This window comes from Bifidobacterium mizhiense (genome assembly GCF_020884755.1).
Lineage (GTDB): Bacteria > Actinomycetota > Actinomycetes > Actinomycetales > Bifidobacteriaceae > Bombiscardovia > Bombiscardovia mizhiensis.
Genome location: NZ_BPWE01000002.1, coordinates 102853 through 127208 on the forward strand (window position 1 = coordinate 102853; position 24356 = coordinate 127208).

Sequence of the window (24356 nt, forward strand, 5' to 3'; positions counted from 1 at the left end):
CAGTTTCCAGGCAGTCCTTAGGAGGTGATGTCCCTTGCAGCAGAATGGTTCCCAGCCCCAGCGCCCAGGTGCGGTTCCAGCCATGGACGATGCGCCAGCGCTGCCCGGGCTGCAGCTTATTCGTCCCTTGGACCTGGGAGGCACCGCCGCCGTCTACCTGTACGAGCAGGAGGAGCTCAACCGACCTGTGGCGGTCAAGGTGGCCCTCCAAGGCAGCATGGACCGGCAGACCCATCAGCTCTTTCTTCGCGAGGCCAAGACCTTGGCCAAGCTCTCTACCCACCCCTGCATCCTGAGCATCCACCAGGCCCTGGTCAGCGATGACGGACGGGATTGTCTGGTGCTCGAATACGCTCCAGGCGGCAGCTGCAAGGCCATCATGCTCAATGGGGGCATGGATCAGGAAGGCGCGCTGGACCTGGGAGTGCGCATGGCCTCGGCCCTCTACTGCGCCCATGAACGCGGAATCCTGCACCGGGACGTCAAACCCAGCAACTTTCTGATCACCGACCAGGGTCTGCCCGTCCTGGCCGACTTCGGCATCTCCTCGGGCATCTATGGAGGCGAACGGGCCGGCGGCCTTTCCATACCCTGGGCGGCTCCAGAGGTCCTGGCCAACCGCTCGGGAGGGTCCGAGGCCAGCGACATCTACTCCCTGGGTGCCTCGCTCTTCGGCATGCTGGCCGGCCGCTCCCCCTACGAGTACGCCTACCGGGCCAGGGATGAGGATCACCTGGCACAGCTGATTCTGAAAGCTGAGACCCCGGTTCTGCACATGGGTGAGGCCTCTCCTATGCTGGCTGCGGTTCTGGAGAAGGCCATGGCCCATGACCGAGACGACCGCTACTACTCGGCCCTGGAGTTCGGCCGCGCCCTTCAGGAGGTCCAGCAGCAGCTCTACGGCCATGCGACGCCTTTCATCGGCGAGGGAGTTGACCCCTATCCCAAGGGGGATGCACGCCCGCACGCCCATACCGGAGCCATTGCAGGCCGAACAGGAAACAAGGAATCCGGTCACTCCTGGACCGGGACAGGGACCAGTTCCGAATCGCGTCTGCAACCAGACAGGGAGGCGGTCGCTGACCATGAAGGCAACCAAGCCAGGCGGTTTCCTGGCGGCCGTCACCGCGTGATCCTTCTGGCACTGATCCTCGCTGCCGTCCTGGCCGTTGCCTTGGTCTGGATCTTGGTTGTCGGCCTGCCAAATGGATCCGAGCGAGGTTCACAGCCGACTACAGGAGCCTCCCAGATCCAAACCCAGCAGGCGCAGTCCCCAGACCCGACGGATTCGAGCGGCCCCCAGGATCTGCAGGAGGGCACAGTTCCCTCGCCCACCCAGGGTCAGGGCCGCTACCAGGGCACCGCGGCAGTTTTCACCTGGGCCAATCCCGACCCAAAACCGGGAGACAGCTACGTTTGGCATCCCCTGGCCCAAGGTGGCAGCGACGACCGTGGCCGCAGCGTGCAGACCCGACAGCCGACCGCCCGCATCGACGATCCGCAGGGGGGCCAGACCTGCATCAGCGTCACCCTGGTGCGGGCCGACCGGAGCATGTCCCAGGAACCGACCATCATCTGCGCCGTTCAGTAAACCCTCGGTGGATGAATTTTCACATTCGACCACCCCGACTTTCACAGACTGCCAAGGCCCTGCAAACCAGCTAAAATCAGTCGTCAGAGAGAGCATTGACGGCGGTCCGGGACGAGTTAAGAAGTTAAGCCTGTGTGGCAAGACAGGAAAGGAACCCAGGGGATTATGGACTTGCAGGGAGGATTCCTGCGGATGCGCCGGGCCGGGCTGCGCCTGCGGCATGCTCTGGCCGTCCGCGCCAAGAACCCTGCCGCCATCCTGGCCGTCACGCTGACGGCGCTGGTCCTGCTCATCCTGGGCGTCTTATTCGTGCATGGGGTGGACCGCCGTGCCGTTCAGGTGGATGACGGCAGCATCTGGATCACCTCCCAGAACGAGCGCAAGGTCGCCCGGTTCAAGCCCGACATCGGAGAGGCGGACGTGGCCCTGTCGACAGGCACCGACCACTTCGACCTGGCCCAGAGCGGATACGCGGTCATCCTGGGCCGGGAGGAAGGCATGGCACCCATAGCGGCCTCCACCGCCACCCTGGGGGACACCACCCGTTCGGATGCCAGGGCCCAGCGGATGGTCAACGGACCCACACTGGTTCTCTTCCAGGCGCGGACCGGCAAAATCTGGGTGGGCCGGGCCGCTTCGCCGGGAGATCTGGACCCGCAGCGCCGGGACCCTGTGCTGACCCTGGGCTCCGGGGCCTCCGTCACCGTGGATGCCTCCGGAGCCGTCTACGCCTACCGGCCCTCGGACGGGGTTGTGTTGAGGATCGACGGACCAGACTCCCGGGCCCACCGTGAACTGGACTCCCTGACAAACCACACCCCCGTCCGGGCCACTGCCTTCAGCGTCATCGACGGAAGGCCCGTCCTCTTGGCTGGCGATCGGCTTTACTGGCCCCAGGGATCCATCCGGATACCGCACCGGGGAGACCTGCAACTCCAATCCACTCCAGTGGATATGGACCGCCAGGGGCCCTGGGTGGGACTGACCGATCAGGAAAGCGTCCACCTGGTTGATCTGGATCACCCCGGAAATAAGGTTGAGACTGTAGGCACCGGCGGCAGCGGTCAACCTGCCCAACCGGTCTCCTCTGGTGGATGCCTGTGGACGGCCTGGGCCTCCTCTGGAAACAATTTCCTGCGACTGTGCGCAACAGGGACAGCCATGCCGCAGGTTCGGTCACCGCAGCCGCGCACCTCCACCCTTGAGGCCATCGGCCCCACCTCGGATCTGGTCTTCCGAGCCAACCACCGGAGGGTCATCCTCAACGACGTACTGACCGGCGATGTCTGGAATCCCCGAACCTCCACCAAGGTGATTCGGCCGCAGTGGCAGACCATGGAGGTCAAGCACACGGACAGGACCGATCAGCGTCAGGACTCTGCCGACAATCGTCAGCGGTTCGCGGCCACCTGTCGATCAGGATCCCAACCCATCCAGGCCGAGGACGACAGTCTGGGCATTCGAGCCGGATCCAGAGCCCTGCTGGATCCCCTGCGCAACGATCACCAGACCGACTGCTCGGTTCTGCGAATCGAGGATGCGCGCAGCTCGCAGGGCAACCTGCGCCTGACCCCGGTCATGAACGGCCGCTACCTGCAGGTGGATGCCAGCGACGCACCTGCCGGCCGGGCCCGGATCAACTACTCCATCACCGACGGACGCGGCCAGGTCTCCTCGGCTGGCATCGACCTCAACATCGCCCCGGCCAAGATGGACCGAGGCGATCAGGCACCGGTCCAGAACGATACCCCTCCCGAGTACGAGGTGGAGCAGGGAGCCACAACCACCGTCAACGCCCTGGCCGGCTTCGAGGATCCCGACGGGGACCCCCTGATCCTGGCCGGTGCCGAGTCCGTCAATTCGGATCGGATATCCCTGTCCACCAGGGCTGACGGACAGCTGACCATGAGTGCCGGATCGGCCACCTCTGGTCGGCTGGCAGTCAAAGTCACTGTTTCAGACGGAGTCATGAGCGGTCAGGGACTCATCTATTTCACCATTAGACCCGTCAACACCTTGGCCCCACTGGTCGATCCGGTCATTCGCCAGGCCACTGTCGGCCGAGAGGCCACCGTGGACCTGAGCAGGAGCGTACACGCCAATGCCGCTCAGCCCCTCCGCCTGATCCGGGTCGACAAGCCCGACGGAATCCAGGTAAAGGTCAACGCCGAGAGCCTTTCCTTCACTGCCACCGCCGCCAACCCGGGCACCTATTACCTGCCCTACCGGGTGGCCCAGGGTGACCGGGAGACCCAAGGGCTGGTCAGGCTGGAGGTAGAACACGACCATGGCGGATCCGCGCTGCCGGTTCCTGTCAACGATGTAGCCCTACTGGGGACCGACCAGACCGCCATCGTCGATCCGCTCGACAACGACCTGGATCCCATGGGCGGAGTGTTGGCCCTGACCGACGTGCGGGTGGATCCGGACTCCGGCATCAAGGCCGGCATCGTGGATCACCGCCGGGTCTACCTGTCTGCCAGAAAAATCCCCACACGGCCGCTGAGCATTGCCTACACAGTTGCCAACGCCAGCGGCAGCGCCCAGGGGACCATCGTCCTGCAGCCTCCCTCCCTGAGCAGGGCAGCCTCAGCGCCCAAGGCCCCGAATCTGACGGTAGGGGTCCGCTCATCGGGCCTGGTCACGGTTCCGGTCATGGACAAGGTCACCCACGCTGACGGGACCAGCGTCACCCTGGACCAGCAGCTGACTACGGATCAGCAGGTCTTCGCGGGCCTGGCCTTCGTATCCGGGGATACGGTCAGATATCAGGCCAGCGGGCGCACCGGAGACTTCCCGGCCACCTATACGGTCAGGGACGATCTGGGCAACGCGGCCTCAGGCACCATCACCTTCCGGGTGCATGCCTCCGACCCGGCCAGCAAGCCCGCGCCTACACCCAAGGATCTGCGGGCCCAGGTGGCTGCAGGAACCAAGGTACGCATCCCCGTCCCCCTGACCGGCATCGACCCGGACGGAGACTGCGACACCCTGTCCGGCTTGGGCAATCAGGCACCCAGGCTGGGCAGGATCGTCAAAGCCGGTGCCGACTACCTGATCTATGAGGCCTATCCCGACTCGCATGGCACTGACGAGTTCACCTACGCCGTGGAGGACTGGATGGGGCAGCGTGCCCAGGCACACGTGCGCATCGGCGTCTTCCCCGACTCCTCGGTAACCGGGGTCTTCGCCCGGGACGACAAGGTCAGACTACGGCCCGGGACCGTGGCCGACGTGCCGGTTCTGCTCAACGACATCTCTGGGAATGATGACTCCTTGAGTCTGGACCCCCACCTGGAGCGCCAGAGCCTGGACCAAGCCAGCGTAAAGGACGACATGATCCGGCTGACCGCACCCTCACAGCCAGGCACCTCCTATCTGGTCTACCGGGCTCACAACCGGGCAGGGCTGAGCGACCAGGCCACCCTGACCGTGGTCTCGGATCCCCAGGCCCCCATCCAGCCGCCCATAGCCCAGGATTACCAGGTGGCTCCCGAGGATACGGTGGACAAGCGCAGCGTGGAAGTCAATCTGGCCGACTCCATCAGCAATCCATCCGGCACCCTCGATGACCTGCGCTTGGGGATTCATCCTGGGGCCAAGGCCCACGCCAGGACCGTAGGTGAAGCCGGCTCCACCAAGCTGGTCATCGACCTGACCGACCAGGCCAGGGCCGTGCCCTACACCGTCACCAACACCCGGTACAAGATCACTTCAATGGCCTTTGTGAAGGTCCCCGCCTATGGTGTATTCCCTCCGGTCCTAAGACCCCGCGCTCCGGCCCTCAAAGTGCGGGCTGGTCAGAGCATCACCATCGACATCGCCGATCAGGTCAGGGTGGGCGCAGGCAAGACCGCACGGATCTCCTCCCGCCAGTCCGTTTCCGCCACCAAGTCCGACGGGTCCGACCCCTATGTGGACGAGCACACCCTGAGGTTCACCGCCGCCAAGGACTATGCCGGTCCAGCCTCATTGACCTTTGCCGTCCGTGACGGGGATCCAGGCGGCCAGGCCATCGTCAACGAGTCGGTGCTGACCCTGCCCATCACCGTAACAGGCGGCAGAGCATCCCCGCCTGTCCTCTCGGCACCGGTCATCGATCTGGTGGCCGGTGAGCCGGCACAGACCATCTCCCTGCCTGCCATGACCCGTTGGCCTCAGGGAAGCGACCCGGCAGACAGCACATTCTCTTCCGGGGACCCCCAGGGGCCGATCCATGCCAAGCTGAGTCCTCGGGGCCAGCTGAACGTGTCCGCTGACAAGACTGCAACGCCTGGCACCAAGGCCACCCTGCCGGTAACCATTACCAGTTCATCCGGCCAGGTGCATACGGTCCTGACCTTCCGCATCATCGCCACCACCCGGCCTCTGGCTTCGGTCCCCTCACGCCAGGTGGGGCTCAAGGCCGGGCAGAGTCTGGAATTGAACCTATTCGACGATGCACTCAACCCCTTCCCCGACACCCCGCTGCGCGTGGTCGGCCTGGTCAGCGACGACACCTCACGTCTGACAGCCAGCAACCTGGGCGACGGGAGGATCGCCATCAAAGCCGATCGTGACATCGGCGCCTCCACCAATACCATTCTGGCCACGGTCGAGGATGGCAGCCGGGATCCGGGCCGCCGGGTGAGCGCCACCATCACCGTGGGCATCATCGACCGCCCTCAGGCCCCCAGAATGCTGGCGGGCGCGGCCCAGGCAGGCGATGGAACGGTTCTCCTGGCCTGGGAGCCGGGTGCAGCCAACGGTAGTCCGGTGGACGAGTATCGAGTCTCCTACACCTCATCGGCAGGCTCGGGACAACGCTCCTGCGGCGATGCCGTCACCTGCCGGGTCGACGGGCTGGCCAACGGCCATGACTACTCCTTCACTGTCCAAGCCCATAACCAGGTGGGCTGGTCCCCCGCCTCCTCGCCGGCGGCAGCAAGGCCAGACGCACTTCCCGGAGGCGTGCAGGCACTGACTGTGGACGGCGGCAGCAAGGAAACCCTGACGGTCACCTGGCGTCCGCCAGAGAATCATGGCTCACCCATCCAGGGCTATACGGTCCACGGGGAGGGTTCCGGCTGCGGTTCGCCACGATGGCGGTCGGCCACCTCCACCAAGGCGGTCTTTGATGTGGGTCATGACGAGGCAGGAGGCACCTGCACAGTGAGCGTGACCCCAGCCAATATGGCCGGATCAGGACCTGTGGCCTCAGCCTCTGGAGCCACCTGGTCGCATCCGGATCCGCCTGCATTCCAGACGCTGGAGTACCAAGGCAAGGATCAGGTCAAGCTGGTCCTGAACCCTGGTGCCGAACACGGCCGACCCTGCGCAGACATCCAGGTGAGCATCGATGGCCTCGACCCCGGCAAGGCTTCCTGGACCCTGCCATGCGGTCAGCCGGAGGTCAGTGATGTCATCACCCTGCCCGCCGGATCAGTCAAACCTGGTGCCAGGCTGAACTTCCGGGCGGTAGCTCGCATCCGTGGGGTGGGGTCCGAAGGCCATTCGCCCGCCTCCACCAAGGAGCTGACCCTGCCCGAGGATGCCGACAAACCAAGCGACAAGACCCTTACCCGTCAGGGGTCCCTCAGCAGACAAGGATGAATGACCATGGATGATCGAAGCGCACAGGAACCCATCCAGCAGGACGGCACCATCCCGGATGACGCGACCAGGAGGAGTACCCCCAAGGCCGCCCGCGAGGCAAGCAGCGAAGGCCGACGGATCCACGCCGACCGACTGGATGTACTCAAGCGACAGCGCCAGGCCCTCATGGCCGGTCTGGGGCAGCAAGAATCTGACTCGGCGGCGAACGACGACCGGACCAGGCCCGGCCGCATCCCCGTGTCTGCCGGACAAGGAATAAATCAGAAATCCGGGACGGAATCTGCCCCATCGGACCGCACCATGGTGGAAGACGGGACTATCCCCGGTCATCAGCCAGTCCGTGACCTGTTCTCCCGGTCCTCCTCAGCTCCTGCAGGGCCTGACCTCGTCGACGCCACCGATCAATCCCGTCACCCTCAGCTGGAACGCACCTCAGTTCCCAGATACGAAGTCAAGACCGGGCAGAACCAACGGCCTCCCACCGAAGCAGGAGGTCAGGCATCAGAGACCAGGCAGCAGCGACGTTCAGACCATGCCACAGGCAACAGCCAGGCCCCCGTGGATGTGTCGACCTTCGCCCACCTCTTCCGCTCCATCGTGGACAACGTCGGCCAGGCGGTGCTGGGCAAGGAGGAAACTGTCGCCTTATGCGTCACTGCCCTGATCGCGGGAGGCCATGTGCTCCTGGAAGACAATCCGGGCACTGGCAAGACCCAGCTGTCACGCGCCCTGGCTGCCTCCATCGCCGTGGACTGCAAGCGGATCCAGTTCACCCCGGACCTGCTGCCCTCCGACCTGTTGGGTGTGACCTTCTATGACCAGGCTCAAGGGCAATTCTCCTTCCGGCCCGGCCCGGTCTTTGCTTCTCTGGTTCTGGCCGACGAGATCAACCGAGCCTCCCCCAAGACCCAGTCGGCCCTGCTGGAGGTCATGGAGGAGGGCCAGGTGACCGTGGATGGCCGCACCTACCGCCTCCCTCGGCCCTTCATGGTGATGGCTACTCAGAATCCCATCGAACAGCTGGGCACCTATGCCCTGCCCGAGGCTCAGATGGACCGCTTCCTGATCCGCACCTCGCTTGGGGCGCCTGGACACGATGCCAGCATGCGCATTCTTGAAGAGGCCGACATCCGCGACCGGGCAGGCCTGGTGGAACCGGTGGTCGATGCCGCCCAGGTGGAGGCCATGGCTGCCTGCGCCTCCAAGGTTTTCTGTGATTCCTCCATCATGGAATACGTCATCCACATCATCGAAGCCACACGGCACAGTCCCGCCATCCGGGTCGGCTCCTCCATCAGAGGCGGGCTGGCTCTGGTCCGCTGTGCCAAGATCCGGGCCTGCGCCCAGGGCCGCGACTACGTGATCCCCGATGATGTCAAGAAACTGGTCGACCCCATCCTGGCCCACCGGCTGATCCTGACCTCCCAGAGCAGGCTGGCGGACATGGATGAACACCAGGCGCTGGCCGAAGCCCTGGCCAAGGTCCCCGTCCCCACAGGAGAGCAGTGAGCCATGACCGCCTTCGCCAGCCGAACTGCCCCGAAAGCTAGACCGACATCCTCGACAGGAACCGAACAGAGCCTGCGATCCCGGGCCGCCGGCCTATGGCAGTCGATCACTGCCCTGGGCCGGGCTATGGCTCTGGCCACGCTTCTGTGCGCTCTGGCCTTCGCCCCTACAGGCTGGCGTGAACTGCTGGCGGGCGCTCTGCTGGGCGTGGGCATGCTCCTACTGGGGTTGTTGATGAGCCTGGGCAACCTTTCCTGTAGCGCTGAAACGAGCCTGGACCAAGGCCATTTGGAGGTGGGTGGCCAGGCCGAGCTGATCCTGGTGCTGACCAACCCAGGCAGCCGCTCCACCCGCCGCGGCCGAATCGGCCTGGCCCTAGGCCAAGGAACCGTCATGGCACCACTGCCAGCTCTGGCACCCGGTCAGAGTCACCAGATCCGCTTGAAACTGGAGGCCAGATCCCGTGGCGTGATTGACCTAGGCCCGGTGACCATGGAGGCTGGGGATCCGCTGGGGCTCATCCGCCGCCGCCGAATTCTGACCGGCGCCCGAAGGCTCTATATCCATCCCCACACGGTGGCACTGCCGCCCCTCGAAGCCGGGCTGGAGCGCGACCTGGAGGGGGACCCTGGCCCCGGCATCGTCGACGACGATCTGGAATTCCATGCTCTGCGCCCCTACGTTCCGGGCGACGACATAAAACGGGTTCACTGGTTATCCACCGCCCGGGCCGGCACCCTGATGATCCGCCAATACGAGCCCACCCTGCGCACCAGAATCAAACTGATCCTGGACGGCCAGGCCACCTCCTACAGGAGCGCGGATGAGTTCGAGCTGGCAGTCGAAATCTATGCCTCTCTGGGCTGCCGATGCCTGCTTGACGGCCGTCGGCTGCAAGCGCTGGCCCCAGAACCGGACGATCCCGATGCCCATGGGACCACCACCCTGCCTACGGAAGACCCCCGAAGCTTTCTGGATGCCTGCAGCGCCATCCGCCCCCGCCGGGACAGCTACGACAAGCCCGATCTGACTGATACTCCCGAGCAAACCAGTCTGACCATCCTGGTGACCGGTTCGCTGGGTGACCGCCAACCCTCAATCCTAGCGGACGGATCGGCCCAGAACGCATCCCCGGTCATGCTGCTAGCTGCTGACTTGGATGCCCATCCAAGCCTGCAGACGCAACCGGGGTTGGTCAACGCTGTTTTGGGCAACAGGAAGGACCTTCCCATCCTCTTGGAGAACCAGCCATGAGCACATCCGCATCATGGATGGACCAAGCCCAGAGGGAGCCTATCCGCCTGATCGACCAATCTGGTCTGCAATCCACCGTCGACCCAACCAGGCGCCGCTCCCCCGCTATTCTGGTCGCCGCATTGGCCCCACTCGATCTGCTGGCCGGACTCCAGCTGCTGCCGGTCTATGGCAGCCTGCCCTTCTGGCTGACAGTGGGAGCCGCCGCCTGTCTGACCGGACTGCTGATCGCCACGTTCCCCCGCCGTGGGATCGCCACAGCCTTCCTGCAGCCTCTGCTGCTGATTGCCGCCCAGTTCCTGCTGGGGCCTGTATTCGCTCTGAACGGGACCACCCTGGCCCATGTCCTGCCCACCTGGGCAACCCTGGCACAAGGGTGGTCCGCCACCTTCGGCGCCTTCAAGACCCTGGCAGCCATCGATCCGCCCCTTGGACAGGAGGCAGGCGGACTGATGGCCCTATGGACGCTGATGCTCTGGACCTGTTACCTGGCCGTGCTGCTGGCCCGTCATGGTCTGGGCCGCAACCTGGGACGGCCGGCGCACCCCGTGGCCGTCCTGACAGCCACCCTGCCCATACTGGCCACCATGGCTCTGTCAGCAGCCCTGGGCACCAGCAGAGGCCTCTATCCGGCATTGACAGGCGGCATCCTCTGGCTGCTCCTGCTGATCTGGTGCGCCAGTGGGCTGGGACTGCTGCGTCTGCAGGGGCCCGCATCCGCCCTCCTGACCCTAGCCCTGGCGGCCGGACTGATGTTCTCCGCTGGGCTCCTGCCCGCCCCGACCCGACTGGTCATTCGCGACCACTACCAACCGCCCATAGACCCCTACCAGTTCACCAGCCCCTTGAGCGATTACCGCGCCTACATCAAACGCCACCGCGACGATACCCTGGTCACGGTCCGCAACCTGCCCGCTGGCACCCCAGTTCGTATGGCCGTCATGGACCGTTATGACGGCAAGGTCTGGAATCTGTCCGACTCCTCAGGTGCAGGAGCCGCCGACTACCGGCGCATCGGCGCCCAGATCCGCGCAGAAACACACCAAGAGAAGGCCAAAGACACCAAATCGACCGGACGACCTTTTACAGCGACCTTCCAGATTCGAGAGGGATTCAACCACGCCTGGTTGCCTTCCGCCGGACAGGTCAACGGCATTGATACGGCTAAGGGCCTGCAACGGGAGGACCTCTACTTCAACAAGGCCACAGACACCGCCCTGACCGATCAGGCCCTGCAGAAGGGGACCAGCTATACAGTGCATGGCCTGGCCGAAGATAGACCCGCAACCCGTCGCATCGCCGACAGCGATCCGGGCGATGTGCAGGTGCCTCCCCTGGCGGATGCTCCTGAGAGCCTGCCCAAGGCGGCTGCCTCCATAACCTCCATGCAGGTGCGCGGCGGTGCCAGAGCTCTGGCCATCGAGGAACGGCTGCACCGGGAGGGGTGGTTCTCCCACGGTCTGGCCGGCGACTACCCCTCGGCCTCCGGCCACGGCGACTATCGAATCAATCAACTCCTGCAGGGCCAGGCCATGGTGGGCGACAGCGAGCAATACGCCTCAGCCATGGCCCTCCTGGCCCGGCAGATGGGTCTGCCATCCCGGGTGGTCTTGGGATTCCTGCCCAAGAACCGTGACGGCTCCATCAGCAGGGAACGGACCAGGACCCAGGCGGACGGGAGCACGCGAATCGACTTCACAGGACGCGATGCCCAGGCCTGGGTGGAGGTCAACCTAGAGGGTCTGGGATGGGTCCCCTTCTACCCCACGCCACCGGAGACCAAGACCCCGGACAGGTCCCTGGACTCTACGCCACCCAACCCGCGTACCCTGGTTCGCCAGCCACCGCCCCCGCTGGTCGATCCTCCCCGCGACGACCGGACCACCCAGGGTCGAACTACCGTCGGCGGGCAGGAAGCATCCCGGCAGTCTTCACCCTCCTTCTGGAAGCGGTACGGCCCTTTGATAGCCAAAGTGGCGCTCTGGACCATGCCGGTCTGGCTGCCCGCTCTCCTGGCTCTGCTCCTGCTGGCCGTCAAGGCTTGGTTGCGCCGACGGGCCCGGTCGACCGGCGATCCGAAGACACGCATCCGCGCCGGCTGGCGACAGATCGGCAACCTGGGCAGACAGACCGGCCTGTCCCTGGAGGGCACCCGTAGCGAGCAGGCAGCCCAGATCGCCCAGACCCTGCTGACCGACCCCCCAGGGTCCTCGTCGGCTGGGCTGCGTCGGGATCTGGATCGACTGCGCAGCATGGCCGATCAGGCCTCGTTCGACCGTCACCCTTCAGATGAGCAGGAGGTCGAAGACTGCTGGCAGCTGGTCGACAAGCTTCGATCCGCCATCCTGGCATCCCTGCCGCGAACCCGACGCTGGCGCACCCTGCTTTCCCCTAGGCACCTGCGCTGACCTGTCTGCAACCTGGACCGCGAGAAAACAAGATGAGGGCCCGTGCAATCGCTACGATTGCACGGGCCCTCATCATTTGTCACATATCGGGCAGCCGAATCCGCCAGGCCGGGTCATCCAGCCCAAGCGGATCGGCGGCTACCGGTTGTTCAGACGCTCACTGGTTGGAGTGCTGATCCTCCGAAGAGGAGAAGGTGGCCGAACCGGACTGCTGGGACGGATTCTGGGCGGAGTCACTGCCATCGGCGGCATCCGAGGATCCCGTGTTCGTGGTGGCAGCCGTCTGATCGCCGGCCTCAGCTGACGGATCCTGCACGTTGGGGGTGTCCAGATGGCTCTGGCCGCCCTGGTCGTTGAGGAAGTCGTCCGGGTTGAAGTCGTCGCCCAGCTTCAGATCCCCGAAGTCGATGTTGGAGAAGTCCACATCGTTCAGGTCGGCGTCGCTCAGATCCACGTCGCCGCCACCCAGACCGAAGTTGGGGTAGATGGTGTCGCGGATGGCCTTGTCGGGCTCCACGGTGGCGTTGCGGTACCTGGCCAGGCCGGTGCCGGCAGGAATCAGCTTGCCGATGATCACGTTCTCCTTAAGGCCCTTCAGGTCGTCGACCTTCTGGTTCAGGGCGGCCTCGGTGAGCACGCGGGTCGTCTCCTGGAAGGAGGCGGCCGACAGCCAGGAGTCGGTGGCCAGGGAGGCCTTGGTGATGCCCATGAGCTCGGGGCGTCCCGCGGCCGGCTTGCCCCCGGCCTTGACGGCCTTCATGTTGGCAGCCTTGAACTTGGCCTGGTCAACCAGCTCGCCGGGCAGCAGATCGGTGTCACCCGAGTCGATGACCGTGACGCGGCGGAGCATCTGATGAACGATGACCTCGATGTGCTTGTCGTGGATGTCCACGCCCTGGGAGCGGTAGACCGTGTGCACCTCGTTGACGATGTTCACCTGGGCGGCGCGTGGGCCGAGGATGCGCAGGATCTTCTTGGGATCCACAGAACCCTCGATCAGCTGGGTGCCGGCCTCGACATGCTGTCCATCCTTGACCATCATGGGCGCACGGCGGGTGACCGGGTAGGTCAGCGCCTCCACAGAGGTGTCGTCGGGGGTCAGGGTGACCTGACGGCCACGATCGGTGTCCTCCACCTTGACGGTGCCGGGGAACTCCGCGATGGGAGCCTCGCCCTTAGGGGTACGGGCCTCGAAGAGCTCGGTGACACGGGGAAGACCCTGGGTGATATCGGAGGCCGAAGCCACACCGCCGGAGTGGAAGGAACGCAGCGTCAGCTGGGTACCGGGCTCGCCGATGGACTGGGCGGCCACAATGCCCACGGCCTCGCCGACGTCCACCAGCTTGTTGGTGGCCAGGGACCAGCCGTAGCACTTGGCGCACACCCCGCGGGTGGACTCGCAGGTCAGGACCGAACGGGCCTTGACCTCCTCCACGCCGTGGGCGACCATGTCACGCAGCACATCCATGGACAGGGCATCGCCGCGCTTGTAGAGCACGGTCTTGCCGTCCTTGGGGTCGATCACGTCGGCGGCCAGGAGCCTGGAGTAGGGTCCGCCGTCGGCGGCCTTGACCAGGACCAGGTTGCCCTGTTCGTCGCGCTCGGCCACCTTCATGGTCAGACCGCGCATGGTGCCGCAGTCCTCCTCGCGCACGATCACGTCCTGGGAGACGTCGACCAGACGACGGGTCAGGTAGCCCGACTCGGCGGTGCGCAGTGCGGTGTCGGCCAGACCCTTGCGGGCGCCGTGCTGGGAAATGAAGTACTCCAGCACCGACAGGCCGTCGTGGTAGTTGGACTTGACCGGTCGAGGGATGATCTCGCCCTTGGGGTTAGCCACCAGGCCTCGCATACCGGCGATCTGGCGGATCTGCATCCAGTTGCCTCGTGCCCCGGACTGGACCATGATGTTCACGTTGTTGTCCGGAGTGAAGTGCTCCTGCATGGCGTCGGCAACCTTATCGGTGCACTCGGTCCACAGGTTGATCAGCTCCTGACGGCGCTCCTCGTCGGTCAGCAGACCCATGTCGTACTGGGAGTTGACCTTGGCGGCCTGCCCCTGGTACTCGTTGACGATCTTTTCGCGCTCGGGCGGCACCACGATGTCGGAGAAGGCCATGGTCACGCCGGACCACTGGGCCCGGGTGAAGCCCAGATCCTTCAGGGCATCCAGGGTGGCCGCGACCTGGGCGGTCGAGTACCGGGTGGCGATGTCGTCCACGATGCCGGACAGCTTGCCCTTGGGCACCTGCTCGTTGATGAAGGGGTAGTCCACAGGCAGCGTCCGGTTGAACAGGACCCTCCCGTAGTTGGTGGCGAAGAGCCTGGAGCCGTCCTTGAAGACCTCCTCCTTGACCACGTCGGGGCTGCCGGGCTCGGGGTCGACGACCTTGAGGTCGCCGGGCTTCCAATCCCTGGGCATGACGAAGTCAGCGGGGACCCGCAGCAGGATCTTGGCCTGCATGTCGATCTCGCCCAGGTCCAAGGCCATCCGGGCCTCGGCCAGGCTGGAGAAGATCCGGCCCTGCCCCTTGGCGCCGTCAACCACGGTGGTCAGGTAGTACAGACCCAGAATCATGTCCTGGGAGGGCATGGTGACCGTGTGGCCGTCGGCGGGCTTGAGGATGTTGTCGGAGGCCAGCATGAGCGAACGTGCCTCAGCCTGGGCCTCGGCCGACAGGGGCAGGTGAACTGCCATCTGGTCGCCGTCGAAGTCGGCGTTGAAGGCCGCGCAGGCCAGCGGGGGCAGGTGGATGGCCTTACCCTCGACCAGGATGGGTTCGAAGGCCTGGATGCCCAGACGGTGCAGCGTAGGCGCACGGTTGAGCAGGACGGGGTGCTCGGAGATGACCTCCTCCAGCACGCCCCAGACCTCGGGATCGCCGCGGTCGACCAGGCGCTTGGCGCTCTTCATGTTTTGCGCGTAGTTGAGATCCACCAGCCGCTTGATGACGAAGGGCTTGAAGAGCTCCAGGGCCATGGGCTTGGGAAGGCCGCACTGGTGCATGCGCAGGGAGGGTCCGACCACGATCACGGAACGGCCGGAGTAATCCACACGCTTGCCCAGCAGGTTCTGACGGAAGCGGCCCTGCTTGCCCTTGAGCATGTCTGCCAGGGACTTCAGGGGGCGGTTGGAGGCTCCGGTGACGGGACGGCCGCGGCGGCCGTTGTCGAAGAGGGAGTCCACAGCCTCCTGGAGCATGCGCTTCTCGTTGTTGAGCATGATCTCGGGGGCGCCCAGCTCGATCAGGCGCTTGAGCCTGTTGTTGCGGTTGATGACGCGCCGGTAGAGGTCGTTCAGGTCGGAGGTGGCGAAGCGACCGCCGTCCAGCTGCACCATGGGGCGCAGGTCGGGCGGAATGACCGGAACCACGTCCAGGACCATGGCCTCGGGCTTGTTACCGGTGTTCAGGAAGGCGGAGACCACCTTGAGCCGCTTCAAGGCACGGGCCTTGCGCTGGCCGGAGCCGGTGTCGATCTCGTGGCGGAGCTCCTTGGCGGCACCCTCCAGGTCGAAGTCCTGCAGGCGCTTCTTGATGGCCTCGGCACCCATGCAGCCCTCGAAGTAGTCACCGTAGCGGTCCTGCATCTCCCGCCACAGATCCACGTCGCCCTCCATGTCGCCGGGCTTCAGGGTCTTGAAACGGTCGAAGACGGCGGTGATCCTCTGGATCTGGTCGTCGTAGCGCTTGCGGATGGCGGTCATGTCCCGCTCGGCCCCGTTGCGCAGACGAGCCTTCATGGAACCCTTGACCTCGTCGGTCTTCTCCAGCTCGGCCAGGTCCTCTTCCAGCTTCTTGGCGCGCTTGTCGATCTCCAGGTCGCGCTTCTTCTCCAGCTGGTTGATCTCGTTGTCGAACTCGTCCTGCAGGTCGGGCAGATCCTTGTGGCGCTGCTCCTCGTCCACCTTGGTGACCATGTAGGCCGCGAAGTAGATGACCTTCTCCAGGTCCTTGGGCGCGATGTCCAGCAGGTATCCCAGCCGGGAGGGCACACCCTTGAAGAACCAGATGTGGGTGACGGGGGCGGCCAGCTCGATGTGGCCCATACGCTCGCGGCGGACGCGGGAGCGGGTGACCTCCACGCCGCAACGCTCGCAGACGATCCCCTTGAACCGCACGCGCTTGTACTTGCCGCAGGCGCACTCCCAGTCGCGTGTGGGTCCGAAGATCTGCTCGCCGAACAGGCCGTCCTTCTCGGGCTTCAAGGTACGGTAGTTGATGGTCTCGGGCTTCTTGACCTCGCCATAGCTCCAGCCGCGGATGTCGTCGGCCGTGGCCAGTCCGATTCTCAGTTTGTCAAATGCATTGACGTCCAGCACTCTATGTCCTGTCTCTGATCTTGTAACTGCTCTGAAGTTTGCCTTTTAGCGGGGTACCCGTCTGGCGGGCACCCCTGTGACTGGTGGTTCAGCGGTACTCCGGCTCGGGAGCTGACTGGTCGGCCTTGGCGGCGGCGTCCGGGCGGGCGCCGATGTTGAAGCCCAGGTCGTCGGAGGCGGCGTTGGGGTCGTCGTCCTCGTCCTTCATCTCGATGACGTTGCCTTCGGCGTTGAGCACCTCCACGTTCAGGGAGAGCGACTGCATCTCCTTGAGGAGCACCTTGAAGGACTCCGGGATGCCTGCCGCCGGGAGGTTCTCGCCACGCACGATGGCACCATAGGCCCGCACGCGACCATCCACGTCGTCGGACTTGGTGGTCATCATCTCGTGCAGGGTATAGGCGGCACCGTAGGCCTCCAGGGCCCAGACCTCCATCTCGCCGAAGCGCTGGCCGCCGAACTGGGCCTTACCGCCCAGGGGCTGCTGGGTGATCATGGAGTAGGGGCCGGTGGACCGGGCGTGGATCTTGTCGTCCACCAGGTGGTGGAGCTTGAGCATGTACATGTAGCCCACGGAAATCGGCTTGGTGAAGGGCTCACCGGTGCGGCCGTCGTAGAGCACGGCCTTGCCATCGTCGCCGACCAGGCGCTCACCGTCACGGTTGGGCAGGGTGGTCTTGAGCAGACCGTTCAGGGCATCCTGACGCACACCGTCGAAGACCGGGGTGGCCACGGCGGTGCCGGGCTCGGCCTTCTCGGCTCCTGCCGGGATGTGCTTCTTCCACTCGGCCTCCAGGTTGGGATCCAGGCTGATGTCCCAGCCGGAGTGGGCGATCCACCCCAGGTGGAGCTCCAGGACCTGGCCCAGGTTCATACGTGAGGGCACGCCCAGAGGATTGAGCATGATGTCGATGGGTGTGCCATCGGCCATGAAGGGCATATCCTCCTCGGGCAGGATCCTCGAGATGACACCCTTGTTGCCGTGGCGGCCGGAGAGCTTGTCGCCCTGGGTGATCTTGCGGTGCTGGGCGATGTAGACCCGGATCATCCGGTTGACGCCGTTGGGCAGCTCGTCGCCGTCCTCCTCGGCATCCTCGCGGGTGACCTCCTTGACCTCGATGACCGTGCCGGTCTCGCCGTGGGGAACCCTGAGGCTGGTGTCGCGCACCTCGCGGCTCTTCTCGCCGAAGATGGCCCGCAGGAGCCGCTCCTCGGGGGTCAGCTCGGTCTCGCCCTTGGGGGTGACCTTGCCGACCAGGATGTCGCCGGCCTCTACCTCGGCACCGATGCGGATGATGCCGCGCTCGTCCAGGTTGGCCACTGCATCCTCGCCCACGTTGGGCAGGTCGCGGGTGATCTCCTCGGCGCCCAGCTTGGTCTCGCGGGCGTCGGTCTCGTACTCCTCGATGTGGATGGAGCTCAGGGTGTCGTCCTGGACCAGACGCTGGGAGATGATGACGGCGTCCTCGTAGTTGTAGCCGTTCCAAGGCATGAAGGCCACCAGGAGGTTCTTGCCCAGGGCCATCTCGCCCTTCTGGGTGGCGGGGCCATCGGCCAGGACCGTGCCGGCCTCGACCCGCTCCCCATCCTTGATCAGGGGGACCTGGTTGTAGCAGGTGGTCTGGTTGGAACGCTGGAACTTGGCCAGCTTGTAGGAGGACTGGGTGCCGTCGTCATTCATGACACGGATGATGTCGGCGGAAACGTAGGTGACCACGCCCGGCTTCTCGGCCAGGATGACATCGCCCGAATCGATGGCGGAGCGCCACTCGGAACCGGTGCCCACCAGGGGACGCTCGGACTTGACCAGGGGGACGGCCTGACGCTGCATGTTGGTGCCCATCAGTGCTCGGTGGCCCTCGTCGTGCTCCAGGAAGGGGATCAGGGAGGCGCCCACCGAAACCATCTGCCGGGGGGAGACATCCATCAGATCCACCTGGGAGACGGGCACATCCTTGGCCTCGGCCTCGGCGTCACGGACCAGGGCCTCGTCCTCGACGAAGTGTCCGGTCTCGTCGATCTCCTGGTTGGCCTGGGCGATGGTGTGCTCGGACTCCTGGTCGGCGGTCATGTAGACCACGTCGTCGGTCACCTGGCCATCAATGACCTTGCGGTAGGGGGTCTCGATGAAGCCGAAGGGGTTGACCCGGGCGAAGGTGGCCAGGGAGCCAATCAGGCCGATGTTGGGGCCTTCAGGGGACTCGATGGGGCACATGCGTCCGTAGTGGGAGGGGTGCACATCACGCACCTCCATGGAGGCACGGTCGCGGGACAGGCCGCCGGGGCCCAGGGCCGAAAGACGACGCTTGTTGGTCACGCCGGCCAGCGGGTTGTTCTGATCCATGAACTGGCTCAGCTGGGAGGTTCCGAAGAACTCCTTGATGGTGGCGTTGACAGGGCGGATGTTGATCAGAGACTGCGGGGTGATGGCCTCGGCGTCCTGGGTGGTCATCCTCTCGCGGACCACACGCTCCATACGGCTCAGGCCGGTGCGCAGCTGGTTCTGGATCAGCTCGCCTACCTGGCGGATGCGGCGGTTGCCGAAGTGGTCGATGTCGTCCACGTCCACCCGCAGCTCGATGTCCTGGCCGTCGCGGCGGCCGGGGAAGGTCTGCCCGCCGGCATGCAGGGTCACCAGGTACTTCAGGGTGGCGATGATGTCCTCGGGATGCAGGCTGCGGTCGTTGAAATCGGCCTCAAGGCCCAGCTTGCGGTTGATCTTGTAACGACCGACCCGGGCCAGGTCGTAGCGCTTGGTGTTGAAGTAGAAGGAGTCCAGCAGGTTGCGGCCGGCCTCGGGTGAGGCGGTGTCCGCAGGCCGAATCTTACGGTAGAGGTCGGTCAGGGCCTCGTCCTGGGTCTCGATGGTCTCCTTCTCCAAGGCATCCAGCACCAGCGGGTAGCCCTTGAAGGCCTTGCGGATCTGCGGCTTGGTCATGCCGATGGCCATGAGGAAGACGATTGCGGACTGCTTGCGCTTGCGGTCCACGCGCACGCCCAGCACATCGCGCTTGTCGATCTCGAACTCCAGCCAGGCGCCCCGGCTGGGGATGATCTTGGCCCCGAAAATCTCCTTGTCGGAGTTGCGGTCCTGGGTGCGGTCGAAGTAGACACCCGGGGAGCGGACCAGCTGGGAGACGATGACGCGCTCCGAGCCCCCGATAATGAAGGTGCCGTGAGGGGTCTGCAGCGGGAAGTCGCCCATGAAGACGGTCTGCGACTTGATCTCGCCAGTGTCGCCGTTTTCGAACTCGGCGTTCACATACAGAGGAGCCGAATAGGTGTAGTCCTTCTCCTTGCACTCCTGAACCGTGTGCCGGGGCTCCTCGAAGTAGGGATCCGAGAAGGTCAGGCTCATGGTCTGGGCGAAGTTCTCAATGGGAGAGATCTCCTGGAAGACCTCATCCAGGCCGGAGACAGGGGCCACGGTATGAGTCCCGTTGACCTGATCCTCCTCGACCCGCTTCTTCCAGCGGTCGTTGCCGACCAGCCAGTCGAAGCTATCGGTCTGCACGCCCAGGAGGTAGGGCACCTCGATGGGTTCGCGGATGGATCCGAAGTTGACACGGTCGGTGGCCTTGTGCAGTTTGATGTCGTGTTCGTCAGCGCGTGCCTGCGTAGTGGTGGTACTTCTTACAGCTTTATTGGCAGCCAAAATGGACGTTCCTTATCGCTCGCCGTACTCGATCATTCCTGTTACCCCAGGGAGATGCCGAATGGCCGCCATATGCCTATTCGCGGGCACCTCCTCGATGATGTATGCCCGCTATATGACACACCTCATGCAAAGCATCAAGAGTACCAGCTAAGAGCCTCAGAAGCAATCGGCGTGTCGTTTTAGAGCAACTGCTATTGGACCATGACCGGCACAGGCTGGGAAACCACCCGGGGATTGGACTTGAGGACCAGCTTGGCCTGGTAGGAGCCGGCATTGACGCGGGGCAGCTGATCGTCGGGCAGGCAGCTGTCCTGGCTGCTGTCGGCATTCCAGGTGATGGTCTGCACGTCCTTGTCGCCGGTGGCCATGAGCAGGGTGCGAGCCCCAACCGGACAGGCGTCGGAACGCCAGATGGTCTCCTCGCCGCTGGTGATAATCAGCACCCGGCCGCCGTCGGAGCCGTCCACCAGACAGGAGCCCGTTCCCTTGTGACGAATGGTCGCCGTAAAGTCGATGGATCCGCCGACCCCGGTACTGGGATCGGGCGCAGCCAGTTCCAAGGCCAAGTCCTCCTTGCCGCAGTCAGGAGCTCCTGAGGAACGCTTCTTGCCGGAATCCTTCTTCTGCTTGTCTTTGTCCTTGGATTTGGTCTTTGAGCTCTGCTGGACACTGGTCGAGGTTCCCTGGGCCCCATTGCCTCCACGCAGTGCTCGGATGCCGGCCCCCACGCCCCATACCAGACCAGCGCAGACCAGCAGGAAGAGCACCGCCAGCAGGGCGGCAGCAATCCTCCGGCGACGGTACATCCGCCGCTTCTTCTCGCTCATGCGTCGCTTGGCCATACTTCTCCAGTCTAATCGTCAGGGCGGCCTTCACTGCGGCAGACTCAAGCGGCCGTCCTGGCCGATCTCCAGAAGGCCGTCCTCGTCCAGGGAGGCGATACACCGATCAAGTCGGATTTCGTCGTCGCACAGGGATTTCAGGTCCTTCCTGGAGACGGGCGCGCCAGAAGCCTGCCGCAGCGCCTGGAGGATGGATCCGCGAATCTGCCGATCGGTGCCTGCGAAGCGCTGCCGGGGCCTGGTTCTGCCTGCACCCAGACCGGGCAGACCAGCCTTGAGGAAACGGCAGTGGCCGGCCAGAGGACAGATGTCACAAGCCGGCTTGCGGGCCACACAGACCGTGGCGCCCAGCTCCATAACGGCCTGATTCCATCGGGCCGAGGGCGGCTCCCGCCAGGCTGCCGACCGGATCTGCGGGTCAGCCGTTCCCAAGCTGTCGTCACCGTTCACGTGATGATCAGAAACTTCTGAATCTTCGTCCTCAGGCAGGACCTGCCAGGCCAACTGGCGCTCCTCTCGGCTGGCAGCACCCCCTTTGGATTCACGTCCCAGAAAGACCCTGGAGAGCACCCTGCGAATGTTGGTATCGATGACGACGATCCTCTCGCCGTAGGCAAAGCTCATGACAGCGCTGGCCGTATAGTCGCCGATGCCAGGCAGGGCCACCAGCTGGTCGTAATCCCGGGGCAGCCGGTCTGCGTACTGACTGGCCACCTGCCGCGCACACTCCTGTAGGCGCAGGGCTCGGCGCGGGTAACCCAACCTGCCCCAGGCCGTAATGACTTCAGCCTTGGGGGCGGCGGCCAGTGAGGCCGCATCCGGCCAGACATTCATCCAGGCCGTCCAGTAGGGCACCACCCGACTCATCTGGGTCTGTTGGCTCATGACCTCGGAGACCAGGACCCCCCAGGGCGTGGTTCGCCCGAAGCGCCAGGGCAGGTCGCGGGCATATCGGCTCCACCAGTCGAACAGCCGCAAACGTATGGGCTCCGTCTCCGCCAAGGTCGTCTCCGCACGCTCCATGGGTCACACCGCCCTTCACCATCCGATTCCGCCTCATTCAACCGCCGTATTCTGCCTGACGGTGCCGACCGGCACTGCCTGGCCTGTCGTTTGGCGACGGTAGGTTGGCCTCATGAACAGGCAGGAACAGGAGCGGTCCGGCGACCCCTCGAAGGCCGTCGAGAGCATGTACGAGTACGGATACCGCAAATCGAATTATGGTCCCGACGAGCTGGTCACTGACGCCCACGGCAACCCGATCTCCGTGGTGGATGCCATGATGAAGGCCGATCAGGCCAGCCGGGTCAAGACCTCCACGCCCCACCTGTGCTACTACTCGCCGCGGATCCCCGGCAACACCGGCTCGGCCATCCGCCTATGCGCCGTGACCGGCACCATCCTGCACCTGATAGAGCCCCTGGGCTTCAACCTCAAAGACACCAAGCTGCGCCGGGCCGGCCTGGACTACCATGACATGGCCCATGTGGTCCTGCACCCGGACTTCGACGACCTGGTCCGCTCCATGCCCGACAGCCGAATCATCGCCTTCACCGCCCACGCCGACAAGCTCTACACCGAGGTCAGCTACCGGCCGGACGACATCCTCCTGTTCGGCCCCGAACCGGGCGACATCCCCGACCCCATGGAGATCATGGCCGGCCCTCACGTGGCCGAACAGGTCAGGCTGCCCATGCGGCCCAGCCTGCGCAGCCTGAACCTGACCAACTGCGCCTCCATCGCCATCTACGAGGCCTGGCGGCAACTGGGATTCCAAGGCGGTCGCTGAACCCTGCGAGCACACTCAGTTCTTGAAGCTGTGAATGGGTGCCGGGATGTGTCCGCCTCGATTGACGAAGTCCGCGCAGGAACGGGTATTGACCGGCACGACCGGCCCGCCGCCCATGAGTCCGCCGAACTCGGCCCACTCGCCCACCTGCTTACCGATGACAGGAATGACCCTGACTGCAGTGGTCTTCTGATTGATCATGCCGATGGCCGCCTCGTCGGCGATCAGGCCGGAGATGGACTCGGCAGAGGTGTCCCCGGGAATGGGGATCATGTCCAACCCCACCGAGCAGACGCAGGTCATGGCCTCAAGCTTCTCCAGGGTCAGGCTCCCCTCTTGTGCAGCCTGAATCATGGCGGCGTCTTCAGACACGGGAATAAAGGCCCCGGACAGCCCGCCGACCGAGCTGGAAGCCATGATGCCGCCCTTCTTGACCTGATCGTTAAGGATGGCCAGGGCCGCAGTGGTCCCGGGGGCGCCCACCTGCTCCAGGCCCATGGTCTGCAGGACCTCCCCCACTGAGTCTCCGACCGCCGGGGTGGGCGCCAGGGACAGGTCGATGATCCCGAAGGGCACATCCAGGCGGCGGCTGGCCTCCTGGGCCACCAGCTGCCCCACGCGGGTGATCTTGAAGGCCGTACGTTTGATGGTCTCACAGAGCTGCCCGAAGTCTGCTCCCTTGGCTGATTCAAGGGCAGTCTTGACCACGCCGGGCCCGGAGACCCCCACGTTGATGACGGCCGACCCCTGGCTGACCCCGTGGAAGCCACCGGCCATGAAGGGGTTGTCGTCCGGAGCGTTGCAGAAGACCACCAGTTTGGTGCAGCCGGAGCTGTCTGAGTCGGCGGTGCTCTCGGCAGTGGCCTTGACGACCCGCCCCATCAGGGCCACGGCATCCATATCGATGCCTGTTCTGGTGGAACCCACGTTGACACTGGCGCAGACCCGTTCCGTCTGGCTCAGCGCCCTGGGCAGGGACTTGATCAGCAGCCGCTCGGCCGGAGTCATGCCCTTGCCAACCAGGGCCGAATAGCCACCGATCAGGTTGACTCCGACCTCCTGGGCCGAACGATCCAGTGCCTTGGCCACGGCTACATAGTCTTCCACCGTGTGGCAGGCGCCGGCGGCCACCAGGGAGATAGGAGTGACGGTGATGCGCTTGTTGACGATGGGAATGCCGTACTCACGGGCGATGGCATCGCCTGTGGACACCAGGTCGCCGGCCAGGGAGACGATCTTGCGATGGATGTTCCGACAGAGCATGTCCACATCACCGCTCACACAATCCAGCAGGCTGATGCCCATGGTGATGGTGCGCACGTCCAGGCGCTCCCGGTCGATCATGTCGTTGGTCTCCAGGACCTCGTCACGTGTGATCATGGCCGCCTC

General features: G+C 64.8%; 11 protein-coding genes. 6 read left to right on the plus strand and 5 right to left on the minus strand.

What is annotated here, in order from left to right:
• The first annotated feature begins 34 nt into the window (after window positions 1-34).
• The 5 genes from LPC22_RS03985 to LPC22_RS04005 all read left to right on the plus strand — a co-directional run bounded on the left by LPC22_RS03985 (window position 35) and on the right by LPC22_RS04005 (window position 12357).
• Complete coding sequence (locus tag LPC22_RS03985; protein WP_229132506.1) at window positions 35-1591, plus strand: serine/threonine-protein kinase; 1557 nt, start codon at window positions 35-37, stop codon at window positions 1589-1591.
• A 165-nt stretch (window positions 1592-1756) separates the two neighbouring features.
• Entirely contained in the window at window positions 1757-7183 is a 5427-nt protein-coding gene (locus LPC22_RS03990) for an Ig-like domain-containing protein (protein WP_229132519.1), read from the plus strand.
• 6 nt (window positions 7184-7189) lie between these two features.
• On the plus strand, window positions 7190-8695 hold the full coding sequence (locus tag LPC22_RS03995) for an AAA family ATPase (protein WP_229132521.1): 1506 nt from the start codon (window positions 7190-7192) through the stop codon (window positions 8693-8695).
• 3 nt (window positions 8696-8698) lie between these two features.
• Entirely contained in the window at window positions 8699-9949 is a 1251-nt protein-coding gene (locus LPC22_RS04000) for a DUF58 domain-containing protein (protein WP_229132523.1), read from the plus strand.
• A complete protein-coding gene (locus tag LPC22_RS04005) occupies window positions 9946-12357 on the plus strand; it encodes a transglutaminase-like domain-containing protein (protein WP_229132525.1) in 2412 nt (803 codons plus the stop codon). Before LPC22_RS04000 ends, LPC22_RS04005 begins: the two co-directional genes overlap by 4 nt.
• 157 nt (window positions 12358-12514) lie before the next feature.
• On the opposite strand, the gene LPC22_RS04010 is transcribed toward LPC22_RS04005, so the two are convergent.
• The 4 genes from LPC22_RS04010 to LPC22_RS04025 form a co-directional block, all read right to left on the minus strand.
• On the minus strand, window positions 12515-16678 hold the full coding sequence (locus tag LPC22_RS04010) for a DNA-directed RNA polymerase subunit beta' (protein WP_229132527.1): 4164 nt from the start codon (window positions 16676-16678) through the stop codon (window positions 12515-12517).
• Between the two features lie 88 nt (window positions 16679-16766).
• Window positions 16767-20333, minus strand: a complete 3567-nt coding sequence (rpoB, locus tag LPC22_RS04015; RefSeq protein ID WP_024627468.1) for a DNA-directed RNA polymerase subunit beta — start codon at window positions 20331-20333, stop codon at window positions 16767-16769.
• A gap of 194 nt (window positions 20334-20527) precedes the next feature.
• Window positions 20528-21178: a hypothetical protein gene (locus LPC22_RS04020; protein ID WP_229132529.1), complete on the minus strand. Its 651-nt coding sequence runs from the start codon at window positions 21176-21178 to the stop codon at window positions 20528-20530.
• A gap of 30 nt (window positions 21179-21208) precedes the next feature.
• Window positions 21209-22201, minus strand: coding sequence for an iron-sulfur binding domain-containing protein (locus LPC22_RS04025; protein WP_229132530.1), 993 nt, complete (start codon window positions 22199-22201; stop codon window positions 21209-21211).
• Between the two features lie 112 nt (window positions 22202-22313).
• On the opposite strand from LPC22_RS04025, the gene LPC22_RS04030 reads away from it, so the two are divergent.
• Window positions 22314-22967, plus strand: coding sequence for a tRNA (cytidine(34)-2'-O)-methyltransferase (locus tag LPC22_RS04030; protein ID WP_081709278.1), 654 nt, complete (start codon window positions 22314-22316; stop codon window positions 22965-22967).
• Between the two features lie 15 nt (window positions 22968-22982).
• Here LPC22_RS04030 and LPC22_RS04035 read toward each other — a convergent pair whose 3' ends face one another.
• Window positions 22983-24347 carry a PFL family protein gene (locus LPC22_RS04035; RefSeq protein WP_229132532.1) on the minus strand — a complete coding sequence of 455 codons (1365 nt, stop codon included), beginning with the start codon at window positions 24345-24347 and terminating at the stop codon, window positions 22983-22985.
• Between the last annotated feature and the right edge of the window lie 9 nt (window positions 24348-24356).